This is a genomic window from Streptomyces sp. NEAU-174 (assembly GCF_052665095.1).
In genome coordinates, this window is sequence record NZ_JBQTCE010000012.1 from 389,422 (window position 1) to 413,543 (window position 24,122).

A 24,122-nucleotide genomic window follows, 5' to 3' on the forward strand; every position below is an offset into this window, starting at 1 on the left:
AAGGCAGAGACTTCACGCCATGACCACCACCGATCCGTTCCCCGGCTTCCATGTGCAGGCCGGCAAGGCGGCCGCCGGGCCCTACGCCGTGGACATCGACCCCGAGCGGGCCGGCTGGGGCTACTCCAGCCTGCGGGTCCTCGATCTGCCGCCCGGCGGTTCGCATTCGCTGGCCACCGGCGACAGCGAGTGGATCGTGCTGCCGCTGAGCGGCGGCTGCACCGTGATCGCCGAGGGCGAGACGTTCGAACTGCACGGCCGGGAGAGCGTGTTCAGCGGGGTGAGCGACTTCGTCTATCTGCCGCGCGACTCCCACGCCCAGATCGCGAGCGGCGCGGGCGGCCGCTTCGCGCTCACCGGAGCCCGCTGCGAGCGCCGGCTGCCCGCGCGCTACGGACCGGCCTCCGCCGTCCCCGTCGAACTGCGCGGCAGCGGCAACTGCTCGCGCCAGGTGAACAACTTCGGTGCGGCAGGCGTCTTCGCATGCGACAAGCTCATCGCCGTCGAGGTGCTCACCCCGGGCGGCAACTGGTCCTCGTACCCGCCGCACAAGCACGACCAGTGCCGCCCCGGCGAGGAGAGCGAGCTCGAGGAGATCTACTACTTCGAGATCGCCGAGGCCCACGGCAACGAGGGCATCGGCTATCAGCGGGTCTCCCCGTCCGGCCACGGCCGCGGCACCGACGTGCTCGCCGAGGTCCGCTCCGGTGACACCGTCCTGATCCCCGACGGCTGGCACGGCCCCTCGATCGCCGCCCCCGGCCACGACATGTACTACCTCAACGTCATGGCGGGCCCGGAGGCGGAGCGCGCCTGGCTCATCTGCGACCACCCCGACCACGCCTGGATCCGCTCCACCTGGCCCGACCAGGCCGTCGACCCCCGTCTGCCCCTCTATCAAGCACCCGCTGGAGACCCACGATGAACGGTTCGGCAGTGCGTCGCCTCACCGTCGCCCAGGCGCTGGTGGAGTTCCTGGCCCACCAGTACACCGAGCGGGACGGGCGGCGGCATCGTCTGATCAACGCCACCTGGGGGATCTTCGGCCATGGCAATGTGGCCGGGCTCGGCCAGGCGCTGCTGGAGTCCGGGCCGGACACCATGCCGTACCTCCAGGGCCGTAACGAGCAGGCGATGGTGCACGCAGCGGTCGGCTACGCCCGGCAGAACAACCGGCTCGCCGCCCAGGCCGTCACCACCTCCATCGGCCCCGGCGCCACCAACCTGGTGACCGGTGCCGCGCTCGCCACCGTCAACCGGCTGCCGGTGCTGCTGCTGCCCGGCGACATCTTCGCCACCCGGCCCGCCGACCCGGTGCTCCAACAGCTCGAAGTGCCCTACGCGGGCGACATCTCGGTGAACGACGCGCTGCGCCCGGTCTGCCGCTACTTCGACCGGGTGACGCGCCCCGAGGCGCTGATCCCGGCCGCGCTCCAGGCCATGCGGGTGCTGGCGGACCCGGCCGAGACCGGCGCCGTCACCCTGGCCCTGCCGCAGGACGTCCAGGCCGAGGCGTTCGACTGGCCCGAGGAGTTCTTCGCCGACCGGGTCTGGCACGTCCGCCGCCCCGCCCCCGAGGCGGCCGAGGTGGCCGCCGCCGCGCGCGCCGTCCGCGCCGCCCGCCGGCCCCTGATCGTCGCGGGCGGCGGGGTCCACCACAGCGAGGCCGAGGACAGCTTGCGCGCCCTCGTGGACGCGACCGGCATCCCGGTGGCCTCCACCCAGGCGGGCAAGGGCTCGCTGCGCTACGACCACCCCGCCGACATCGGCGGCATCGGCCACACCGGCACCGCCGTCGCGGACGACCTGGCCCGCACCGCCGACCTGGTCATCGGCGTGGGCACCCGCTACAGCGACTTCACCACCGCCTCCGCGACCCTCTTCGCGGACCCGGCGGTCCGCTTCCTCAACCTCAACATCACGCCGTTCGACGCCCACAAGCTCGGCGCCACCACCGTGGTCGCCGACGCCCGCGCCGCGCTCGAAACGCTCACCGCCGAGCTGGCGGGCCACCGGGTGGACGAGACGTACGAGGCCGAGTACCGCACCGGGAAGACCGCGTGGGAGCGCCGGGTGGACGCCGCGTACGCCGCCGAGGACGAGACCGCCCGCCCGTCCCAGACCCAGGTCCTGGGCGCGCTGGACGCGGTCGTCGGCGACGAGGACGTGGTGATCAACGCGGCGGGCTCGCTGCCGGGCGACCTCCACAAGCTGTGGCGCGCCCGCTCCCCGCGCCAGTACCACCTCGAGTACGGCTACTCCTGCATGGGGTACGAGATCCCAGGCGCCATCGGCGTACGGCTCGCGGCGCCCGCCACCCCGGTCTGGGCGCTGGTCGGGGACGGTACGTATCTGATGATGCCCACCGAGATCGTCACTGCGGTCCAGGAGGGCATCAACATCAACGTCGTGCTGCTCCAGAACCACGGCTACGCCTCGATCGGCGGTCTGTCGGAGACCACCGGCGCCGAGCGCTTCGGCACCGCCTACCGCTTCCGGGCGGCCGACGGGCAGTACACCGGCGATCCGCTCCCGGTCGACCTGGCCGCCAACGCCGCCTCGCTGGGCATGGATGTGCTCCGCGCGAAGAGCGTGGGCGAGCTGCGGGCGGCGCTCGCCGAGGCCCGCGCCTCGGATCGGCCCACATGTGTCTATGTGGAGACCGAAACGGCCGACACAGTGTCCGGCGCACCCGAGGCACAGGCGTGGTGGGATGTGCCTGTCGCCCAGATCGCGACCCGTCCGGCCGCCGTGAAGGCCCGCGAGGACTACGACCGGCAGGCCGCCGCACGCCGCCGCCACCTCTGACGTTTTTCGAGAGAAAGGCTCCGCACCCATGAAGACCGTCAACCACTGGATCGGCGGAAAGACCGTCGAGGGCGCGACCGGCGCGTACGGGCCGGTCTACAACCCCGCCACCGGCGCCCAGGACACCCAGGTCGCCCTGGCCTCCGTGGACGAGGTCGACGCGGCCGTGGCCGCGGCCAAGGAGGCGTACCGCTCCTGGGGCACTATTTCGCTCTCCAGGCGCACCGCGATCCTCTACAAGTACCGCGAGCTGCTGGACGCCCACCGCGACGAGATCGCCGAGCTGATCACCGCCGAGCACGGCAAGGTCCACTCGGACGCGCTCGGTGAGGTGGCCCGCGGTCTGGAGATCGTGGAGCTGGCCTGCGGGATCGCCGAGAAGCTGAAGGGCGAGCTGTCCACGCAGGTCTCCACCGGGGTCGACGTCTCCTCGATCCGCCAGCCGCTGGGCGTGGTCGCGGGCATCACTCCGTTCAACTTCCCGGCGATGGTGCCGCTGTGGATGTTCCCGGTGGCCATCGCCTGCGGTAACACCTTCGTCCTCAAGCCCAGCGAGAAGGACCCCTCGGCCTCCCGCCGGCTGGCCGAGCTGGCCGCCGAGGCGGGGCTGCCGGACGGGGTGCTCAACGTGGTCAACGGCGACAAGGTGGCCGTCGACCGGCTGCTGGAGCACCCGGACGTCGCGGCCGTCAGCTTCGTGGGCTCCACGCCGATCGCGAAGTACATCCAGTCCAGGGCCGTCGAGCACGGCAAGCGGGTGCAGGCGCTCGGCGGCGCCAAGAACCACATGCTGGTGCTGCCCGACGCCGATCTGGACTTCGCGGCGGACAACGCCATCAACGCGGCCTACGGCTCGGCCGGTGAGCGCTGCATGGCGGTCTCGGTCGTGGTCGCGGTCGGCGACGCGGGCGACGACCTGGTGAAGAAGATCGCCGACCGGGCCACCAAGTTGCGGATCGGCCCCGGGAACGACCCGGCCTCCGAGATGGGCCCGCTCATCACCAAGGAGCACCGCGACAAGGTCGCCTCCTATGTGCACGGGGCCGCGGCCCAGGGCGCCGAGGTGGTCGTGGACGGCACGGGTTACACCGTGGAGGGCCATGAGAACGGCTTCTTCATCGGCGTCTCGCTGCTGGACAGGGTCCCGCCGACGGCCGACGCCTACCGTGACGAGATCTTCGGCCCGGTGCTGTGCGTGGTGCGCGCCGAGACCTACGACGAGGCCATCGCGCTGATCAACAGCTCGCGGTGGGGCAACGGCACGGCCATCTTCACCCGCGACGGCGGCGCCGCCCGCCGCTTCCAGCTGGAGGTGGAGGCGGGCATGGTCGGCGTCAACGTGCCGATCCCGGTGCCGGTGGGCTACCACTCCTTCGGCGGCTGGAAGGACTCGCTCTTCGGCGACCACCACATCTACGGCAACGACGGGGTGCACTTCTACACCCGCGGCAAGGTCGTCACCACCCGCTGGCCGGAGCCGTCGGAGGAGGTCGGCATCAACCTCGGCTTCCCGAAGAACCACTGAGGCGTCTCCGAAGAACCTCTGAGGACGCAGATGAAGAACCACTGAGGCGTATGTGACGTGTGATTCGCACGTTTGAGTGGTTTCCCCGCCCCCTGCCGGACCCGGTCCGGCAGGGGGTTTCGCCGTTGTGGCGGGCGGGGATCCCAGGCGCAACAAGCACGGGAAGCCGGGGGAAAGCGGGGGAGCCGACGTGCCTGGGTTCACGGAGGGGGAGGGGACCGAGGAGTTCATCGAGGCGTTCAAGGGCGCCGTGGTGCCTCGGGACCGAAAGGCCACGGCGCGGGATCTGCTGCCGCCCGTGCTGCTGCTCGCGAGCGGCGAGGGGGCGCCGGGCCGCGCCCACCGGGCGATGCGGGGGCTGCGCCGGATGCTCTATCCGGACGGCGCCAAGCGGGTGCCGTACGCGGCGCTGGGCCCCGATGAGATCCGCGCGGCCGCCGGGCGGCGGCCGCTGACGCTGGACCTCGGCCGTGAGCTGTGCGTCGATGTGCCCCGCCGCACCGGCGGCCTGCGGCTCACCGACTTCTGGCTGATGCGGGACATCGTCGAGCAGGCGCTGGACCCCAGGGCCGCCGAGCCGGACGGCGGCGCGCTGCGCGACCACGCCTACGCACAGCGGCTCAGACGAGGGCCGCTGCTGCGGGCGTTGTGGACGCTCGGCGGCGAAGCCGGTGACGGCGCGGCGGGCGGCACGACGGGGCCGGGCTGGATCGCGGAGCTGCGCCGGCTGCTGGTGCGCCCCCTCTTCCAGCTGCTGCCGCGCTGGTGGTGGGGGCGGCGCAGGACCCGTCACCTGCTGCGCTCCACCCGGCGCGGCTGGTACGCGGACTGGCGGCGCATCAGCCATGGCCGCACCGCCGAGGAGTTCTTCGACAACGCCGCGCGGCTGGTGCGCGCCGAGCGCGCGCGGGACGCGGAGGCGGCGGTCGGCCGCTGGGAGGAGCTGCTGCTGCGCGCGCTGCTGGCGGATCTGCGGCGCGCGGCGCGGCCGGGCCGGATCTCGCCCTGGCGGCGCCGGCGGCGCACCCGGTGTGTCTTTCTGCTGGAGCTGCCGGAGGACGCCGCCGGTGCGGCGGCCGGGGAGCGCTTCCTGGAGCGGTACGGGGAGGCCGCCCGGGACACCCGGTGCGCGGCGGTCGTGGTGGTGGCGGTGGCTCCGGCGTCCTCGGTGTCCCCCGCGTCCCCCGCGTCCCCCGCGTCCCCCGCGTCCCCCGCGTCCCCCGCGTCCTCGGCGGGCGAGCCCCCGGAGGGCGCGTCCCGGGCCGGCGGGGTGACCGAGGGGGAGGGCGGCGGGCTGGGCCGGGCGGCCGCCCGGCTGCGCGGTGCGAGCGGGATGCCGTCGCGGGCGCCGAGGCCGCTGCGGGCCGCGCTGCCCGGGCCCATGCCGGATGCGGAGGCGCTGGACCTGGACCCCGTCTCGCCGCGCGCCTTCCGGCTCGGCCCGGCCGCCGAGCTGGCCCTGACCGGGGCCGTGGTGGCGTCCCTGCTGAGCGCGCTGGGCGTATGGCTGGTCGGCCGGATCACGGACGAGCCGGACCGCGGCTGTCTGGGCGGGGCGTCCAGCGAGGTCGTCGCGGGCCGCCCCGAGCTGAGCGCGGACTCGCCGCGGAAGCAGTACGAGGACGCCCGGCGGCTGATCCGCGAGGAGAACGCACGGGTGGACCGCGAGGTCGCGGACCACGGCGGCACCGCCCGTACGGTGGTGCACATCGGCTCCGACGTGGCCGCCGACCAGGAGGGCCAGCGGTACAACGCGGCCGTGCCCGAGCTGCGCGGTATCGCCCTGGCCCAGCGCGCGCTGAACGACGAGGCGGGCAACGACTCCCAGAAGGTGTGGCTGCGCGTCGACAGCCGTAACGCGGGGGACGACTTCGCGGGCGCGCCGCGCATCGCCCGCCAAGTCGCCGAGGACGCCCGTGAGAAGGGCTCCGGGATCATCGGCGTGGTGGGCTTCTCCAAGAGCCTGAAGCAGACCCAGGAGGCCGTGCGCATCCTGGGCGCCGCGCGGATCCCCGTCGTGGGCACCACGGCCACGGCGGATCTGATGCAGGTGGACGGGTACTACCGCAGGGTGGCGCCCACCAACAGCCGCGAGGCCGCGGTCGAGGCCGACTTCGCCCACCGGGGCAACATCATGGACGACGGCACCGGGAGCTGCTCCCCGGCCCGCGCCGCCGTGGTCGTCAAGGATCCCCGGGATCTGTACAGCGACGAGATAGGGACGCTGTTCGCCGAGCGGTTCGGCGCCCGGCCGTTCACCCTGGAGTACACCCCGGGCGGCCGGGGCGGCGGGCTCGCCCAGGGGCAGCCGCCGAAGGACGGTGTCGCCCGTAAGGAGAGCATCGGCGAGCTGGCCGACGCGGTGTGCGAGCGGATCACCGCCAACCCCCGGACGGTCGTCTACTGGGCCTCCCGCGCCCTCCAGTTCAGCGCGTTCCTCGACGACTTCGGGGACAACACGGCGTGCGAGGGCAGGAAGCTCACGGTGCTCGGCGGCAATGACCTCACCACCGCCGCCCTCGCCGGTGAGTACGCGGACCGGCCCTGGCTGCGGCTGTACCACACCGTCCATGTGCTGCCCGCGGGCCATCCGCGGCTGAGCGACATCGCCAAGAAGTTCAACGCTGACTACGCAAGGGACTTCGGCTCCCATGACCTGTGGCGCGATGACGGGCGGGCCGCCCTGGCGTACGACGCGATGCAGCTGATGGCCGAGGCCGCCAACCGGGCCTTCCGCAGTACGGACAACGTGGAGCGCTCCAATGTGCAGATCGGCCTCGACAACGGCATACGGAAGCAGGGCGCCAGCGGCTATCTGGACGTCGGGCGGGGCCGCTCGGTGCCCCGGGACAAGCCGGTGGTGATCCTGCACCACACCGACCGGGGCTCGGAGCCGGTGCTGTACTGCGGCGCGTTCACCCAGAACCCGGCGGGACGGATAGCGACCTGGGGGCCGGATGGGAAGTTCTCATGTCCCAGGGACAGTTGAGCACAACCCTTCGAGGGGCTGAGGGGTCTTCTTGTGTGCTCGCCCGGCTAAGGGGCGAATCATCAGTGCAAGACCGTACACAGGGGGATTTTCCATGCTTCGTTCCACTCGTGCGCTTCGCTCCCGCGCCGCGGTGGCCGGCGGCTGTGTGGCCGCGCTCGGCCTCGGGCTCGCCCTGGCCGCCGGGTCGCCCGCCTCGGCCACCGAGCGGACCGACCCGAACGGCCGCTACACCGCCGAGGAGATCCACCACTTCCTGGAGGGCTTCTACGGAAACCACGGCCCGCGCCCCTGGGAGCGAGAGCACCTGGTCTCGGACCAGCTCAAGGAGGAGGCCGCCCAGACGCCCGACTTCGACCTGCTGCTGTGCGCGCAGAACCAGCCGCAGGACATCGAGGTCGGCGAGGTGACCACGGCCCAGTCCGCGCGCGTGGGCTGGGCGACCATCACCACCCACTGGGGTCAGACGCCGACGACCCGGTCCTTCACCGCCTATGTGGACCTCGACGCCTCCCGGCCGATCCAGCTCCTCCAGGTGGACTGCGCGCCCGGGGACTGACCCCTCCGGCAGGGGCCGCGCTCGGGAGACCCGGACCGGAACGGCTGGTTCAGTTCTCCCGGGGCCACCCCGTAGTCTCGCCGTATGACCTGGTCGCACGCGTTGAAGGAGACCGCCCGGACGGGCCTCGCGATCGAGCGCACCAGGACCGAGCCCATGGTCGCGGTGCGCGGCGCGTGCGGGGTCGCGCTCGTCGTCGGGGTGGCGCTGTGGCTGGGCTCGCCGACGCTCGCCGTCTCGGCGGCCTTCGGCGCCTTCTCCGCCGGGATCGCCACCTTCCAGCGCAGCTGGCGCCCCCGCCCCTGGCTGGCGCTGGCCGCCGCGAGCGGTCTCGCGGTGAGCACCTTCCTCGGCTATCTGGCCGCCGCCCACACCCTCACCTTCGTCCTCATGCTCGCCGTGTGGACGCTGATGACGGGCATGTCGTGGGCGGTCGGCCCGGTCTCCGGGCTGGTCTCCACCCAGATGGTGGCCGTCATGCTGATCACGGTCACCCTCCCGACCTCGGTCATGGGCGCCCTGGGGCACGCCCTGCTGGTCGGGCTCGGCGGGGTGGTGCAGGCCGCGCTGATCGTGCTCTTTCCGGTGCGGCCCTGGGGTGTGCAGCGCGACGCCCTCGCCGACGCGCTCGCCGCCGTGGCGGACTACGCCCGCAGGCTGCGCGACGAGCCGGTGGCGCCCTTCGACCCCAAGCCGCTGATGGACGCCCGCAGCGCCGCCGCCATGACGCCCCGTCAGGCCCGGCGGCGGCCCCGCCAGCTGAGCGGCTACCGGCTGCTGGCCGAGCGGATCCGCCCGGTGCTCGCCTCACTGGCCGACCCGGTGGTCGGCGCCCCCGCGGAGGGGCCCGAGCGCGACCGGGTGCGGGAACTGCTGGCCGCCACCGGCACCGTGCTGGACGCGGTGGCCCACGCCATCCGCCGCGGCACACCGGTGCGGGTGCCCTCCGAGGCCATGGCCGTCCTGCGGATGCCGGAGGACGGGCCCAAGCTGACCGGCGCCGCCCGCCGCGCCGCGCTGCGGCTCTTCTCGCTGGTGGCGGACGTGGTGGAGGCGTCCGACGAGCCGGTGGAGGAGGTGTCCGCCGAAGGCCGGATGGTGCACCGCTTCCGGCCCCGCCCCGGTCTCGGGGGCACCGCCGCCATGGCGCTGCGCGCCGTCCGCCGCGAGGCCCGCTGGTCCTCACCGGTGCTGCGGCACGCGGTGCGGCTGTGCGCGGTCAGCGTCAGCGGCTATCTGCTGAGCACGACGCTGCCGCTGGGGCACGCCTATTGGGCGCCGCTGACCTCCACGATGGTCCTGCGGCCGGACTTCGCCCAGACCTACTCCCGCGGTGTCGCCCGCTTCCTGGGCACCCTGGCCGGGGTGCTGGTCGGCGGCGGGGTGGTGGCGCTGGTCCACCCCGGCTCGTATCTGAGCGCCGGGCTGGCCGTGCTGTCCGTCCTGTCGATGTATCTGCTGCTGCGCACCGGCTTCATCGTGACCTCCGCGTGCGTGAGCGCGTACGTGGTCTTCCTGCTCAGCATCGCGGGCGAGGCATGGCACCAGACCGTGCAGGCGCGGGTGGCGCTGACGCTGCTCGGCGGGGTGCTGGCGATGGTCGCGTACGCGGTCTTCCCCGCCTGGGAGACACCGCGGCTGCGGGACCGGCTGGCGGACTGGCTGGCCGCCAACGGCGCCTTCGCCACCGCCGTCTTCGACGCCTACGCCCACCCCGCCGAGCGCCGTCCCCGCCAGGTGCGGGACGCCCTGCTGGACGCCCGCGCGGCGCGGGCGGCCTGGGAGCAGAGCGAGACCCAGGCGCACCGGGAACCGGTGCGCCACCGCGGGCTGTCGCGGCCCGCGGCGCGGGCCGCGCAGACGGCGCTGTCCATGATGGGCCGGGTCGCCATGCTGCTGGAGGCGCATCTGCCGGAGCGGGACGCGCCGCCGTCGGAGGAGGCCGGGGACTTCGCCGCGGCACTGCGGCAGGCGCTGCCGGACGCGGTGCGGGCGGTACGGGAGCGGCGGCCGCTCGACTGGTCGCCGGTGCACCAGTCGCTGGAGCGGTGGCGGCGGGAGTCCGGGGACCGTCCGGGGGTGGCGCTGCGCGACGCGGAGCAACTCGTCGACGCCCTGGACGATCTGACGGAGGCGCTCAACAAGGGTGCACGGCAGTCGCGCACGCCCCGTGACCCCAGTCAAGAAGAATCCCCCTAGACTAGGGGTGCCCCCTACATCATTGGGCGTGTTAATCATGAAGGGGCGGTGCTTGCCGATGCGTCCTCGGGCGCGTGCCCGGTACGCTCTGCCGTCTGTCCCCCACATTTTGCTTGACGAGTGAAAGACTTTCCCTACGCATGGGTGCACAGCGAGAAGACAGCGTCTGGATACGACGATTCCATCCGATGCCCGAGAGTCGCGCCCGTCTGGTCTGTCTGCCCCACGCCGGGGGTTCGGCGTCGTTCTTCTTCCCGATGTCCCAAACGCTTTCGTCGTCCGCCGATGTCCTGTGCGTGCAGTATCCGGGGCGTCAGGACCGGCGTCAGGACCCGCTGATCGAGAACATCGACGAGTACGCCGACGCCATCGCCGCGGAGTTGAAGCCCTGGCTCGATCTCCCGGTCGTCTTCTTCGGACACAGCATGGGCGCCGTTCTCGCGTTCGAGGTGACCCGCCGGCTGGAGGAGGCCGACCCGGAGTTCGCCGCGCTCGCCCTCTTCGCCTCGGGCCGCCGGGCGCCGTCCCGTTACCGCGACGAGAATGTGCACCGGCGCGATGACGACGGCGTCGTACGCGAGATGAAGCTGCTGAGCGGCACCGATTCCCGCGTCCTCGGAAATGAGGAGATCCTGCGCATGGCGATGCCTGCGATTCGCGGTGACTACAAGGCGATCGAGACCTACCGCTCGGTGCCGGGTGCCGCGGTCCGCTCGCCGATCACCGTGCTGACCGGTGACAACGACCCCAGGACCAGCCTCGAGGAGGCGGAAGGCTGGCGGTCGCACACCAGCGGCGCGTTCGACATCCGGGTGTTCCCGGGTGGCCACTTCTTCTTGGCCGGGCATCAAGAGCCGATTATGAGTCTCGTCGCGGAGGCGCTTTCGGGGTCGAGACCCTGAGCCGACCGCCTCAGGAACCTGCCCGACGCACTGGAAAAACCACTCGTCATGCTTGATGCCCCCGGCGGTCCGTTGGGGGCATCAGCTGGCTTCATCGGGGGATGAATTCTTTGCCTGCGAACCTCTTCGAATGGGAGAACCACCTCTCCGCGCTGCGTGAAATGCTGCGCGGCGCGACGCAGGGCCGGGGCCGGCTGGCTCTTGTCAGCGGTGCGGTGGCCAGTGGCAAGACCACCCTGCTGAACACCTTTGCCGAACAGGCCATCGAAAGCGGTGCGTTGCTCCTGGAAGTGACCGGTTCGCGGGCCGAGCGGGACCTTCCCTTCGGAATTGTCCGAAAGGTTTTCGATAACGGCGCGATGCCCGCCGATGTGCGATCCGAAGTGATCGCGCTGCTTGACGGAAACGCGCTGGAAAGCACCGCCGCGGGACGCATGCACGTGATGTCCCAGATTTCCTCGGCGCTGCTGCGAATGGTCGACGATCGCACACTTGTCGTCCTTGTCGACGATGTGCACTGCGGCGACGACCAGTCCCTGCAATTCCTGCTCCACCTGGCCCGGCGGGTGCGTCAGGCGAAGGTTCTCATCGTCCTCACCGAATCCCCCCGGCTTCGCCAGGAACAGTTCACCTTCCACGCCGAACTGCTCCGCCAGCCCAACTGTGTGCGCATGCGGCTGCACATGCTCACCGAGTCGGGCGTCGCCGAGGCGCTCTCCGGCACCCTCTCCGCCACCGTCGCCGCCCGCCTCGCCCCCGAATGCCACCGCGTCTCCGGCGGCAACCCGATGCTGCTGCGCGCCCTGCTGGAGGACTGGCGGACCGTCGGCGAACACGGCGAGGCCCAGCAGCGCCCGGCGCCCGGCGAGGCGTTCGCCCACGCCGTCCTCGGCTGTCTGCACCGCGGTGAGCCCGAGGCGCTGGAGATCGCCCGCGGGGTCGCCGTCCTCGGCGACGCCCGCTCCCCGCGGCTGCTCGGCCAGCTCCTGGACCTCGGCGCCAACACGGTCCAGCAGGGCGTCCAGGACCTGCACCAGTGCGCCATCCTGGAGCACAACGCCTTCCGCGACGAGGTGGCCCGTACCGCGGTGCTCGACGCGACCCCCGCCACCGCCCGCGGCGCCCTGCACGCCCGCGCCGCCCGGCTGCTGCACGCCGACGGCGCCTCCGCGCTCGACGTGGCCCGCCAGCTGGTCTCCGCCCGGCAGGACGCGGAGGCCTGGGCCGTTCCCGTTCTGCGCGAGGCCGCCGAATTCGCCTTGGTCGAGGAGGAGTTGGAGTTCGCGCTCCGCTGCCTCGAATGCGCCCACCACGCCTGCGCGCCCGGGCCGGAGCGCACCGCGCTCAAGGCCCGGCTGGTCAGCATCGCGTGGCGGATCGGCCCGGCCGCCGCCGAGAGCCATCTGCCGGAGCTCATCGAGGACGCCGGGCGGGGCCGGCTCGCCCCGCGCGACGTCGCCCCGATCACCTCCTACCTCGCCTGGTCGGGACGGCTGGACGCGGCGGCCGGCGCCGTCTCCGCGCTGGCCCGCTCGGCCGCCACCGGCGACGACCCCGCGATGACCGCCGCCGTCTCCGCCTCCGCCCAGTGGCTGACCATGCTCAGCCCGCCGCTGCGCGACCGCCTCCCCACCGTCGGGACCGGCACCACCGGGGCCACCGCCGGAGCCCCGCGCGACATGGCCGACCTGGCCCACGCCCACGCCGCCGCCACCATGTCCGCCGTGCTCGCCGAGGGCCAGGCCGACCGGGCCGTCATCGAGGCCGAGCGGGTGTTGCAGCGCTACCACCTGAGCGACAGCACCCTCCAGCCGCTGGTCGTCGCGTTGATGGCACTCGTCCTGGCCGGCCGGCTCGACCTCGCGCTGTCCTGGTGCGAGCGGCTGCAAGGCGAATGCTCCTCCCGCCGCGTCCCCACCTGGCAGGCGCTGCTGTCCGCCGTACGGGCCGAAATCGCGCTGCGCCAGGGCGATCTCCAGGTCGCCGCGCACCAGGCGCGCACCGCGATGTCACGGATCTCGGTCCAGGGCTGGGGCGTGGGTCTTGGGCTGCTGCTGTCCACCCTGATCCAGGCCGAGACCGGGATGGGCCACTACGACGAGGCCATGGCGCTGCTCGAACAGCCCCTGCCCGAGGAGCTCTTCCAGACCCTCCCCGGGCTGTTCTACCTGCGCGCCAGGGGCCGCTGCCACCTGGCCACCGGCCGCTACCACGCCGCGCTCGGCGACTTCACGGCCGCCGGTGAGCTGATGGGCGCCTGGCGGATGGACGTCCCCCTGCTGACCCCCTGGCGGCTGGACGCCGCCGAGACGTGGCTGGCCCTCGGCGACCCGGGGCGCGCCCGCGCCCTGGCCGAGGAGCAGCTGCGGCTGGGCCCGGAGGACGCCCGGCTGCGCGGCGCCCTGCTGGTCGTGCTCGCCCGCACCGACGAGCTCAAGCGCCGGGTGCCCCGGCTCAAGGAGGCCGTGGAGATCCTGGAGGGCGGCGACGACCGCGTCCAGCTGGCCGTCGCCCTCGGTGAACTTGGCCGCGCCTACCGCTCGCTGGGCGACTTCAACCGGGGCCGGGTGCTCGTCCGCAAGGCATGGCACGTGGCCAAGACGTGCGGCGCCGATCCGCTGTGCCGTGAGCTGATGCCCCGGCACGCGGACCCCGGCGAGCTCGCGGCGGCCGCCGCCCAGCAGGGCCAGGCGACGACCGAGGCGCAGCGCGATGTGGAGGCGCTGACCGAGGCGGAGGTGCGGATCGCGGTGCTGGCCGCGCACGGCAACACCAACCGGGAGATCGCCTCCAAGCTGTTCGTCACCGTGAGCACGGTGGAGCAGCACCTGACCCGCATCTACCGCAAGCTGAACGTCAAGCGCCGCCGCGACCTCCCCGCGAAGCTCTCCGACAGCAGCCTCACGGGGACGGTGTGAGGGCCCTCAGCAGGGCCCTCAGTAGGGCCCTCAGTTCAGCAGGCCGTGTTCCATCGCCTTCATCACCGCCGCCGTGCGGTCGGAGACGCCGAGCTTTTTGAACGAGCGCAGCAGATGCGTCTTGACCGTGGCCTCGCTGACGAACAGCTCGGCGCCGATCTCGGCGTTGGTCAGCCCCCGGCCGACCAGCCGCAGCACCTCGCGCTCACGGCCGGAGAGCGGGGACGGCTCGGGTGCCCGGGTGCGGAAGAGCTTGCCCGCGAGGGACGGGGTGAGCACGGTCTCGCCACGCGCCGCGGTCTGCACCGCGTCGATCAGCTCCTGGCGTGAACTGCCCTTCAGCAGATAGCCCGCGGCGCCCGCCTCCACCGCGCGCAGGATGTCGGAGTCGTCCTCGTACGTGGTCACGATGACCACCTTGCAGCCCGGCACCTGGCGCAGGATCTGCCCGGTGGCCTCGACCCCGTCCATCCCGCCCATGCGCAGGTCCAGCAGGATGATGTCCGGCCGCAGCGCGACCGCCTGGACCACCGCCTCCTCACCGGAACCGGCCTGCCCGACCACCGTGATCCCCTCGGCGGACTCCAGCATGGCGCTCAGCCCCTCCCGCACCACGGGATGGTCGTCGGCCAGCAGGACCCTGATCGGGCTCGGCCCGCCCGGCGTACCCTCAGCCACTCACTGCCTCCCCGGCCAGCGCCGTCATCGGCACGCTCACCTCCACGGTGGTGCCCCGTCCGGGGCTGCTGGTGACGGACGCGACCCCGTCGATCTCCGCCACCCGGGCCTGCATCCCGCGCAGCCCGTAGCCTTCCTGGGTGCCGTCCGGGGTGAACCCCTCGCCGTCGTCGCGGACCAGCAGCCGGACGCCACCCTGGTCGAAGACCACGATCACATCGACCGTACGGGCCTGCTTGGCGTGCTTGCGCACATTGGCGATGGCCTCCTGCACCGTACGCAGCAGCACCACGCTCACCGCCATCGGCAGCGACTTCTCCTCGCCCATCACCGAACACCGCACCTCCAGGCCGGTCTCGGCGATCAGCCCCTCCGCCTGCCGCCGCACCGCCTGGGAGAGCGAACCGCCGCGCAGCGCGGGCGGGGTGAGGGCGGCCACGAAGTCACGGGCCTCGGCGAGCGACTCCTTGGCCACCCGGCCGGCCAGCGACAGATGGTTCACCGCCTGGTCCGGGGCCTCGCGCACCTCCGACTCGGCCGCCTGCACCAGGCTGATGATGCTGGTCAGGCCCTGAGCCAGGGTGTCGTGGATCTCCCGGGCCAGCCGCTCGCGCTCGGCCGAGATACCGGCCTCGTGGGAGAGCCGGGCCACCCGCTCCCGGCTGTGCCGCAACTCCTCGATGAGCAGCCCGCGCTCCTTGCTCTGCCGCACCACCCGCTTGATCCACATCCCCAGCAGCACCGACAGCGCGATGCTCAGCAGCGAGATGGGCAGCACACCCAGGACGCTCAGCCCCAGATCCGCACCGGTGAACGCCACCACCAGCACGGGGCAGAGATTGGCCACCGTGGCCAGCACCACCGCCGAGGCCATCGGCAGGCTCATGATCAGCATCGGGATGACGGCGAACAGCGCGAACGCGCCGACGAGGTTGAACGCGGTGGTGAGACAGAACAGCGTCACCAGGCCCGCCGCGAAGACCAGGTTCCGCGGGCCGTAGGTGTCCTCGATCATCAGCGTCCGGCCGACCGCCGCGTACCAGGGCACGATGAGGGTCAGGGCGGCGATCGGGATGGAGTGGTTGACCTGCGAGCCGCCGGAGAGGAAGAGCAGGACCGCCGTAACGAGATAGGAGACGGCGAAGAAGCCGTCCCACAGGCCGAACCAGCGGGTGCCGGACTCGGGACCGTAGTACGCCCCGGTCTGCGAGCCGTCCCCCGGAGAGTGATTGCGCACGGCTCAGTACTACCACGCGTGTCCACCGTGTCCACCGGACGGTTGACAGCCAGAACCCACCGTTCAGTCGTCTCGCGGTGGCGCGCCCGCTTCTAGCGTTGAGCTAGGTGAGGCGGAGAACCGTCACACCGAACGCACATCCCCGCTCGGCTTGGAGAACGTCGCATATGCCACAGATGAGCCAGTTCATGTCCGCACTGATCGCCAGTGGCACGATCCTGATCATTATCCTGGCGACCGACATCGGCCGCCGCCGCATCACCACGATGCGGATGGTGCGCTCGGTCATCGCCGTGGCCGTGGTCATCGCGATCTTCGTCGAGTCCTTCCCGACCAAGGGCAACGACATCTCGCTCCAGCTCGTGGGCGTCGGCACCGGCGTCATCTGCGGTCTGATCGCCGGAGTGCTGCTGCCCGCCTACAAGGACGCCACGTCCGGTGAGCTCTACACCATCGGTGGCATCGGCTACGCCCTGGTGTGGATCGTCCTCTCCGGCGGACGCATCCTCTTCGCCTACGGCGCCGAGCACTGGTTCACCATGGACCTGGTCAAGTTCTCCATCGACTACAAGATCAGCGGTCAGGACACCTACGCCAACGCCTTCGTCTTCATGTCGCTGGCCATGGTGCTGACCCGAACCGCCGTGCTGCTGGCCAAGATGCGCAAGCTGAAGGGCCAGAACACCGGAAGCGGTCAGCTGCCGCAGCAGACCGTCACCGGTGCGTCGGTCTGAGCCGCCTGATTTCATAGTCCACCAACCCCGCCGGGCCCCGCCCCGGCACCCGTCAGACGCAAGAGCAGGGTGAAGCAGTGGAACGCCATGACAACCTGAGGCTCCGACCGCCTCGGCACCGGGTCGACCGCCGAGCGATCGGCTGGTGGACGCTTCAGTCCGCACTCTTCGCCCTGCCCCTGCCACTCGTCTTCGGGATCCTGTGGGCCTCCATTCCCCCCACGCGTGAGTTCTTCATGTGGGCCACGCTGATCTCGCTGGTCCCCGGGCTGCTCTACATGGCCGTCATGCCGGCCTGGCGGTACCGGGTCCACCGCTGGGAGGCCACCAACGAGGCGGTCTACGCGGCCTCCGGCTGGCTCTGGCAGCAGTGGCGGGTCGTGCCGCTGTCCCGGGTGCAGACGGTGGACACCCTGCGCGGCCCGATCCAGCAGCTGTTCGGGCTCTCCGGCGTCACCGTGACCACCGCCTCCGCCGCGGGAGCGGTGAAGATCAAGGGCATCGACCACAAGCTCGCCGGGGACCTGGTGGAGTACCTGGCCAAGTCCACCCAGGCCGTGCCGGGAGACGCCACATGAGCTCCGAGACCACCATGCGGCCGGACCTGCACGCGGCCGGCCGCGGCTGGGGACGGCTCAACGGGCGGCTGCTCCTGGTCAACCTCTCCATCCTCGCCGCGCCGGTGGCCATGTTCCTGGCCAGCCTCGCGGTCACCGGAGGCGATACCAACCTCCAGGTCATCATCACCCTCGGCTCGCTGTTCATGACCTTCCTGGTCATCAGCGGCATCGGGCTGATGCGGCTGTTCACCACCCGCTACCGGCTCACCGAGGACCGCTTCGAGCTCCACACCGGGCTGCTCTTCCGCAGTGAGCGCTCGGTCCCGATCGGCCGCATCCGCGGTGTCGACGTCACCGCCAACCCGGTCCACCGCCTCTTCGGCCTCACCACGCTGCGCATCGACAGCGGGGACCAGAGCGACGCCGCCGCGCGCAGGCTCGCCCTCGACGGCATCACCAAGGCCGAGGCCGTGGAGCTGCGCCGCCAGATCATCGCGCTGCGCGACGCGGGCCGGGCCCGGCCGGTGGCCGACAGCGACGGTGTGCTCAGCCGGCTGGACTGGTCCTGGCTGCGCTACGGCCCGCTGACCGTATGGGGCGTGGGCGGTGTCTTCATCGCCGCCGCCAGTACGTACCGCACCCTGAGCGAGCTCCAGGTGAACCCGCTGGACCTCGGCGTCGTCAAGGACCTCGAGGACCGCTTCGGCACCATTCCGCTCTGGTACGGAGTCCTGCTGGCCGCCGTCGTCATCGTCGTCCTCGGCATGATCGGCTCCACCGCCACCTACATCGAGAACTGGGCCGGTTACGAACTGCGCCGCGAGGACGGCGGCATCCTCCGCATCCGCCGCGGCCTGCTGGCCACCCGCTCCGTGAGCATCGAGGAGCGCCATCTGCGCGGCCTCGAACTCGTCGAGCCCGTCCCGCTGCGCTGGGCCAGGGGTGCCAAGCTCAACGCCGTCGCCAGCGGCCTGGGCAACCAGGAGGACAACCGCAGGCGCCGCGGGCTGACCCCGCCCACCCCGCGCGACGAGGCCATGCGGGTCGCCGCGCGGGCGCTGCCGACCGGCCCCGGGCTGATCGAGCGCAAGGGCCTCCTCCCGCACCCCAAGGCGGCCCTGCGGCGCCGGATCAACCGCGCCCTCATGTGGTCGGTCCTGATCGCGGCCGTCCCGGTGGGCCTGGGCCTGTGGCTCGGCCGGTGGCTCGTCATCACCGGCGTGATCACCGGTGTGGTGCTGGTGCCGGTCCTGGTGGCGTTCGCCTTCAGCGCCTACCACAGCCTCGGCCACCTGCTGCGCGGCCGCTTCCTGGTGATGTGCTCCGGGGCGTTCGCCCGCCGCACCGTCGCCCTCCAGCGCGACGGGGTCATCGGCTGGAAGCTCTCCCGGACGCCCTTCCAGCGCCGGGCCGGGCTGATCACCCTGGGCGCCACCACCGCCGCGGGCGAAGGCGTCTACCGCGTGCACGACCTGACCGAAGGCCAGGGAATCGCCCTCGCCGAGACCGCGGTACCGGGGCTGCTGGCCCCGTTCATCGAGAGAGCCCCCGACCGCGGCTGACCACCCCGAGACCAACTGGCGATCCCCCGAGAGGTGGAGGGGCGGACCGAAAGGCCGCCCCTCCACCTCTGAACCCCTCCACCTCCGAAAAACTGAATAGTGGGCGCATTATTTGCTCGAGATCCTTGTCGCCACCGGAATTCTCATGCACTCTGGTGAATTAACGGTGGCCATTGCGCGAGACCCCTCGGATACGGGACCCCAAAGGGATGATAGGGGTCCATAGGGGGTTTGAAGGGGTTTCTGGTCGCCCTGCCCTGTGTAAAGCTGACGTACGGTCTTGGTGTTATGTCTGCGAGGGTAATGGGGCGCGCGATGGTGAGTGAGTCCGTGGATTTCACGCCCGAGCACACCGAAAAGGGGGGCACGAGCCCCGAAGGGGCGTCCCCGTGGCGTGACCGGCTCGCCGCGCTCCCCGAGGCCGAGCGCGCCGAGGCCCTCACCGCCTGGGTCGTCGAGATCGTCGAACAGGCCCTCAAGGACAAGGCACCCGACCTTCTCGACCCCGAGCGTCCCTTCCTCGACCTGGGCTTCGACTCCCTCGCCACGGTCGATCTGCACGCCCGGCTGACCGCCGCCACCGGACTGCGGCTGCCGGTCACCCTCGCCTTCGACCACCCCACCCCCGCCGACCTCGCCCGCCATGTACGGGCCGAACTGCTCGGTGCGGACGACGACTCCGACACCTCCCCGGCCGACGCCGGAATGGGCCCGGCAGCCGCCGACGAGCCCATCGCCATTGTCGGAATGAGCTGCCGGTTCCCCGGTGAGGTCGGCTCCCCCGAAGAACTCTGGGAAATCGTCGCGGGCGGAAAGGACGTCATCTCCGAATTCCCAGTGAGCCGGGGCTGGGATCTCGCCGGACTTTACGACCCCGACCCGGACCGGCCGGGCAGCAGCTATACCCGCGAAGGCGGATTCCTGCACGACGCCGATGAGTTCGACCCGGCGTTCTTCGGCATCTCCCCGCGCGAGGCGCTCGCGATGGATCCGCAGCAGCGGCTGCTGCTGGAGACCTCCTGGGAGGTCTTCGAACGCGCCGGTATCGACCCCGCGGTCCTCCGGGGCGGCCGGACCGGTGTGTTCGTCGGCGCCGAGACCCAGGACTACGGCCCCCGGCTGCACGAGGCCGAGCAGGGCTTCGAGGGCTATCTGGTCACCGGCAACGCCGCCAGCGTCGCCTCCGGCCGGATCGCCTACACCTTCGGCTTCGAGGGCCCCACCGTCACCGTCGACACCGCCTGCTCCTCCTCCCTGGTGGCGCTGCACCTGGCCGTCCAGGCGCTGCGCGCGGGCGAGTGCACGATGGCGCTCGCCGGTGGCGCGGCGGTCATGGCCAACCCCGGCTCGTTCATCGCCTTCAGCCGCCAGCGCGGCCTCGCCCCCGACGGCCGCTGCAAGCCGTTCGCCGCCGCGGCCGACGGCACCGCCTGGGGCGAGGGCGTCGGCATGCTGCTCGTCGAGCGGCTCTCGGAGGCCCGTCGCTACGGCCACCGGGTCCTCGCCGTCGTCCGTGGCACCGCCATCAACCAGGACGGCGCCAGCAACGGCCTCACCGCCCCCAGCGGCCCCGCCCAGCAGCGCGTCATCCGCCAGGCCCTCGCCAACGCCGGACTCACGCCCGCCGAGGTCGACACGGTCGAGGCCCACGGCACCGGTACGACGCTCGGCGACCCCATCGAGGCCCAGGCGCTGCTCGCCACCTACGGCCGGGACCGCGAGGCCGACCGGCCGCTGTGGCTCGGCTCGCTCAAGTCCAACATCGGCCACACCCAGTCCGCGGCCGGTGTCGGCGGCATCATCAAGATGGTCATGGCGATGCGGCACGGAGTGCTGCCGCGGACGCTGCACGTGGACGAGCCGACCCCGCATGTCGACTGGACCGCCGGGGACATCGAGCTGCTGACCGAGGCGCGGCCCTGGCCGGAGAGCGACCGCCCGCGCCGCGCGGGCGTCTCGTCGTTCGGCATGAGCGGCACCAACGCGCACGCCATCATCGAGCAGCCGCCGGTCGAGGACGCGGAGCGGAACGGGACCGAGGAGCCCGAGGAGTCCCAGGGTTCCGCCGAACCCGCCCTGCTGCCCTGGGTCCTCTCCGCGAAGACCACCGACGCCCTCCAGGGCCAGGCCGAGCGGCTGTACGCGCTGCTGGAGGCCGACCCCGGCCTCGCCCTCACCGACGTCGGCCACTCCCTGGCCACCACCCGCGCCACCTTCGAACAGCGCGCCGTGCTCCTCGCCGGCGACCGCGACGGCTTCCGCTCCGCCCTGCGCACCCTCGCCGACGGCGGCGACGGGCCGTCCGTCGTGCGCGGCGCCCCCGCCGCGGGAAAGCTCGCCCTGCTGTTCACCGGACAGGGCAGCCAGCGCCTCGGCATGGGCCGCGAGCTCCACGCCGCCTACCCGGTCTTCGCCGAAGCCCTCGACGACGCCTGCTGGTACCTCGAGGAGCAGCTCGAACTCCCGCTCCTCGACGTGCTCTTCGCCAAGGAGGGCAGCCCCGAGGCCGCCCTGCTGGACCGCACCGACTACACCCAGCCCGCCCTGTTCGCCATCGAGGTCGCGCTCTACCGCCTCCTCGAGTCCTGGGGGCTGCGCCCCGAACTGCTCGCCGGACACTCCATCGGCGAGCTCGCGGCCGCCCATGTGGCGGGTGTGCTGTCCCTGGAGGACGCCGCCGCGCTGGTCGCCGCCCGTGGCCGGCTGATGCAGGAGCTCGCCGAGGGTGGCGCGATGGTCGCGGTGCAGGCGTCGGAGGACGAGGTGCTGCCGCTGCTCGCCGGGCGCGAGGACCGGATCGGCATCGCCGCGATCAACGGCCCCCAGTCCGTCGTCGTCTCCGGCGCCGAGGCGGACGCGCTGGAGATCGCTTCCGGTTTTGAGGCGCGGGGTCGGAAGACCAAGCGGCTCACCGTGAGCCACGCGTTCCACTCCCCGCTGATGGACGGCATGCTCGCCGAGTTCCGGCGGGTCGCCCAGGTGCTGGAGTACGCGCCGCCGCGCATCCCCGTGGTCTCCACCGTCACCGGGCGCGTCGCCACCGCCGAGGAGCTGTGCTCGCCCGAGTACTGGGTGCGCCACGTCCGCGAGGCCGTCCGCTTCCTCGACGGTGTGCGCACCCTGGCCGACAAGGGCGCCACCACCTTCCTGGAGCTCGGCCCCGACGCCGTGCTCACCGCCATGGCTCAGGACTGTCTGCCCGACGCCGACGCCGACGCCGACGGCACCGCGTACGCCGCCGTGCTGCGCGGCGGGCGCCCCGAGGCGGAGACCCTGACGGCGGCCGTGGCGCTGGCGTACGTCCGGGGCAAGAAGGCCGACTGGGCCGCCCCGTACGCCACCACCGGCGCCCGCACGATCGACCTGCCCACCTACGCCTTCCAGCGCCAGCAGTACTGGCTCAACGCCCCGGCCCCGGCTCAGGCCGGAACGGCGTCGGAGGCCGGGCCGGGCTCGGCGGTGGACGGGCGGTTCTGGGATGTGGTGGAGCGCGGGGATGTGGCCGCGCTGGCGGCGGAGCTCGCGGTGGATCCGGAGCTTTCGCTGGGTGAGGCGCTGCCCGCGTTGTCGTCGTGGCGGCGGCAGGAGTCGGTGCGTTCGGCGGTGGACGGCTGGCGCTACCGGGTGTCGTGGCAGCCGGTGACGGAGCGGTCCGGGGCTGGTGTTTCGGTTTCGGGTGGCTGCTGGGTGGTTGTGGTGCCCGGCGGTGCGGCCGAGGGTGCCTGGGCCACGGGTGTGGTGCGGATGCTGGCCGGGCGTGGTGTGGATGTGCGCGTGGTCGAGTCGGACGCGGCGGACCGCGCCGGGGTGGCGGATGAGCTGCGTACGGCGGTGGGCGATGGCTCGGTGACGGGTGTGGTGTCGCTTCTCGCGGTGGGCGAGGGCGATGGCGCGTCGGGGCTGTGGCGTACGGCTGCGTTGGTGCAGGCGTTGGGTGACGCGGGTGTGGGTGCGCCGTTGTGGGTGGCGACGCGGGGTGCGGTGTCGGTCGGGCGTTCCGATGGTGTCGTGAGCCCGGCCCAGGCGATGGTGTGGGGGCTTGGCCGGGTGGCGGCGTTGGAGCTGCCTGAGTGGTGGGGTGGTCTGGTCGATCTGCCGGAGTCGGTGGACGAGCGTGCGCTGGGGCGGCTGGCGAGTGTGCTGGCCGGGGCTGTGGCTGGTGGCTCGGGTGAGGACCAGGTCGCGGTGCGTGCCTCGGGTGTCTTCGGGCGCCGGCTGGTGCGGGCGGCCGGGTCCCGGACATCGGGCGACGAGGGCTGGCGGGCCTCGGGTTCGGTGCTGGTGACGGGCGGTACGGGTGCGCTGGGTGCGCATGTGGCCCGTTGGCTGGTGGCGAACGGTGCCGAGCATGTCGTGCTCACCAGCCGCCGGGGGCTGGAGGCTCCGGGTGCGGTGGAGCTGCGGGATGAGCTCGTGGCTTCGGGTGCTCGGGTGACGGTGGCCGCGTGTGATGTGGCGGACCGGGACGCGCTCGCCGAGCTGCTGGCTGGGCTTCCGGCGGAGCTTCCGCTGACCGCCGTCGTGCACGCCGCCGGTGTGCTGGACGATGGCGTACTCGACTCGCTCACGCCCGAGCGATTCGCCTCGGTACTCCGCGCGAAGGCCGACGCCGCGCTCCATCTGGACGAGCTGACGCGTGACCTGGACCTTTCGGCGTTCGTGCTCTTCTCCTCGATCACTGGGTCGGTGGGCGCCGCCGGTCAGGGCAACTACGCGGCGGCCAACGCCTACCTGGACGCGCTGGCCGAGCGGCGGCGCGCCCAGGGCCTGCCCGCCACCTCGATCGCCTGGGGCCCGTGGGCGGACTCCGGGATGGCCGGTGACGACGCCATGGAGCGGCGGATGCGCCGCGAGGGCATGCCGCCGATGGCGCCCGAGTCGGCCGTCGCCGCGCTGCGGCAGGCGCTGGACCTCGATGACACCGCCGTGACGGTCGCGGACATCGACTGGGAGAAATTCGTCCGCACCCTCACCGCCGTACGGCCCAGCCCGCTGATCGCCGCGCTGGCGGCGGAGGCCGGGCCGGGCGCGGCGACCGGCGCCGACACCGCCAAGGTCGTCACCGACGCCGACTCCGCTTCGCCGCTCGGCGAGCGCCTGAGCGGCCTGCCGAAGGCAGAACAGGACCGTGCGCTGCTGGAGTTGGTGCGTACGCAGGTCGCGTCGGTGCTGGGGCACGGTGGGGCCGAGGCGGTGGAGGCCGGGCGCGCCTTCAAGGAGCTGGGTTTCGACTCGCTGGCCGCGATCGAGCTCCGCAACCGGCTGAACGCGGCGACGGGCCTGCGCTTGGCCGCCACGCTCATTTACGACTACCCGAATGCCGCCGCCCTCGCCGACCATCTGCGCGCTGAACTGCTGGGCGCGGACGCCGTGGCGGCGGGTGGCGTGGTGGCTCCGGCGGTCGCGGTGGCCGACGATCCGATCGCGATCGTGGCGATGAGCTGCCGTTTC

14 protein-coding genes are annotated in these 24,122 nt (G+C 72.3%); 12 read left to right on the forward strand and 2 right to left on the reverse strand.

The annotated features are described in order from the left end of the window. Positions 1-19: 19 nt before the first annotated feature. From iolB to ACT2CW_RS32635, 8 genes are all read left to right on the forward strand, one after another. Positions 20-925: a 5-deoxy-glucuronate isomerase gene (gene iolB / locus ACT2CW_RS32600; RefSeq protein WP_414081443.1), complete on the forward strand. Its 906-nt coding sequence runs from the start codon at positions 20-22 to the stop codon at positions 923-925. After that, positions 922-2,808, forward strand: a complete 1,887-nt coding sequence (gene iolD, locus ACT2CW_RS32605) for a 3D-(3,5/4)-trihydroxycyclohexane-1,2-dione acylhydrolase (decyclizing) (RefSeq protein ID WP_445519200.1) — start codon at positions 922-924, stop codon at positions 2,806-2,808. The genes iolB and iolD overlap by 4 nt, the downstream gene beginning before the upstream one ends. A 28-nt stretch (positions 2,809-2,836) precedes the next feature. Further along, entirely contained in the window at positions 2,837-4,333 is a 1,497-nt protein-coding gene (locus ACT2CW_RS32610) for a CoA-acylating methylmalonate-semialdehyde dehydrogenase (protein ID WP_445519201.1), read from the forward strand. Between the two features lie 190 nt (positions 4,334-4,523). Continuing rightward, entirely contained in the window at positions 4,524-7,322 is a 2,799-nt protein-coding gene (locus tag ACT2CW_RS32615; RefSeq protein WP_445519202.1) for a hypothetical protein, read from the forward strand. A 94-nt stretch (positions 7,323-7,416) separates the two neighbouring features. Further along, the gene (locus ACT2CW_RS32620) at positions 7,417-7,881 is read left to right on the forward strand and encodes a hypothetical protein (RefSeq protein ID WP_182471137.1); all 465 of its coding nucleotides are present in this window, start codon (positions 7,417-7,419) and stop codon (positions 7,879-7,881) included. Positions 7,882-7,965: 84 nt separating this feature from the next. Further along, on the forward strand, positions 7,966-10,080 hold the full coding sequence (locus tag ACT2CW_RS32625) for an FUSC family protein (protein WP_445519203.1): 2,115 nt from the start codon (positions 7,966-7,968) through the stop codon (positions 10,078-10,080). Positions 10,081-10,220: 140 nt separating this feature from the next. Beyond that, a complete protein-coding gene (locus ACT2CW_RS32630; protein WP_164427631.1) occupies positions 10,221-10,982 on the forward strand; it encodes a thioesterase II family protein in 762 nt (253 codons plus the stop codon). Between the two features lie 101 nt (positions 10,983-11,083). Further along, a complete protein-coding gene (locus ACT2CW_RS32635; RefSeq protein WP_445519204.1) occupies positions 11,084-13,900 on the forward strand; it encodes an AAA family ATPase in 2,817 nt (938 codons plus the stop codon). A 30-nt stretch (positions 13,901-13,930) separates the two neighbouring features. On the opposite strand, the gene ACT2CW_RS32640 is transcribed toward ACT2CW_RS32635, so the two are convergent. Both ACT2CW_RS32640 and ACT2CW_RS32645 read right to left on the reverse strand, forming a co-directional pair. Continuing rightward, complete coding sequence (locus ACT2CW_RS32640) at positions 13,931-14,578, reverse strand: response regulator (RefSeq protein ID WP_445519205.1); 648 nt, start codon at positions 14,576-14,578, stop codon at positions 13,931-13,933. Continuing rightward, positions 14,571-15,815, reverse strand: a complete 1,245-nt coding sequence (locus tag ACT2CW_RS32645; protein ID WP_182471133.1) for a sensor histidine kinase — start codon at positions 15,813-15,815, stop codon at positions 14,571-14,573. Before ACT2CW_RS32645 ends, ACT2CW_RS32640 begins: the two co-directional genes overlap by 8 nt. A gap of 188 nt (positions 15,816-16,003) precedes the next feature. Here ACT2CW_RS32645 and ACT2CW_RS32650 point away from each other — a divergent pair, with 188 nt between their 5' ends. The 4 genes from ACT2CW_RS32650 to ACT2CW_RS32665 form a co-directional block, all read left to right on the forward strand. Next, complete coding sequence (locus ACT2CW_RS32650) at positions 16,004-16,549, forward strand: hypothetical protein (protein WP_233361805.1); 546 nt, start codon at positions 16,004-16,006, stop codon at positions 16,547-16,549. Positions 16,550-16,626: 77 nt separating this feature from the next. Then, the gene (locus tag ACT2CW_RS32655) at positions 16,627-17,127 is read left to right on the forward strand and encodes a PH domain-containing protein (RefSeq protein ID WP_086881339.1); all 501 of its coding nucleotides are present in this window, start codon (positions 16,627-16,629) and stop codon (positions 17,125-17,127) included. Further along, positions 17,124-18,671, forward strand: coding sequence for a PH domain-containing protein (locus ACT2CW_RS32660; protein ID WP_164427648.1), 1,548 nt, complete (start codon positions 17,124-17,126; stop codon positions 18,669-18,671). The genes ACT2CW_RS32655 and ACT2CW_RS32660 overlap by 4 nt, the downstream gene beginning before the upstream one ends. A 318-nt stretch (positions 18,672-18,989) precedes the next feature. After that, the coding region (locus tag ACT2CW_RS32665; protein ID WP_445519215.1) for a type I polyketide synthase at positions 18,990-24,122 on the forward strand (5,133 nt) is incomplete at its 3' end.

Bases quoted from the DNA above. Each gene is read 5' to 3' on its own strand.
- iolB (WP_414081443.1), top strand. From the start codon at position 20: ATGACCACCACCGATCCGTTCCCCGGCTTCCATGTGCAGGCCGGCAAG.
- iolD (WP_445519200.1), top strand. From the start codon at position 922: ATGAACGGTTCGGCAGTGCGTCGCCTCACCGTCGCCCAGGCGCTGGTG.
- ACT2CW_RS32610 (WP_445519201.1), top strand. From the start codon at position 2,837: ATGAAGACCGTCAACCACTGGATCGGCGGAAAGACCGTCGAGGGCGCG.
- ACT2CW_RS32620 (WP_182471137.1), top strand. From the start codon at position 7,417: ATGCTTCGTTCCACTCGTGCGCTTCGCTCCCGCGCCGCGGTGGCCGGC.
- ACT2CW_RS32625 (WP_445519203.1), top strand. From the start codon at position 7,966: ATGACCTGGTCGCACGCGTTGAAGGAGACCGCCCGGACGGGCCTCGCG.
- ACT2CW_RS32630 (WP_164427631.1), top strand. From the start codon at position 10,221: ATGGGTGCACAGCGAGAAGACAGCGTCTGGATACGACGATTCCATCCG.
- ACT2CW_RS32635 (WP_445519204.1), top strand. From the start codon at position 11,084: ATGAATTCTTTGCCTGCGAACCTCTTCGAATGGGAGAACCACCTCTCC.
- ACT2CW_RS32650 (WP_233361805.1), top strand. From the start codon at position 16,004: ATGTCCGCACTGATCGCCAGTGGCACGATCCTGATCATTATCCTGGCG.
- ACT2CW_RS32660 (WP_164427648.1), top strand. From the start codon at position 17,124: ATGAGCTCCGAGACCACCATGCGGCCGGACCTGCACGCGGCCGGCCGC.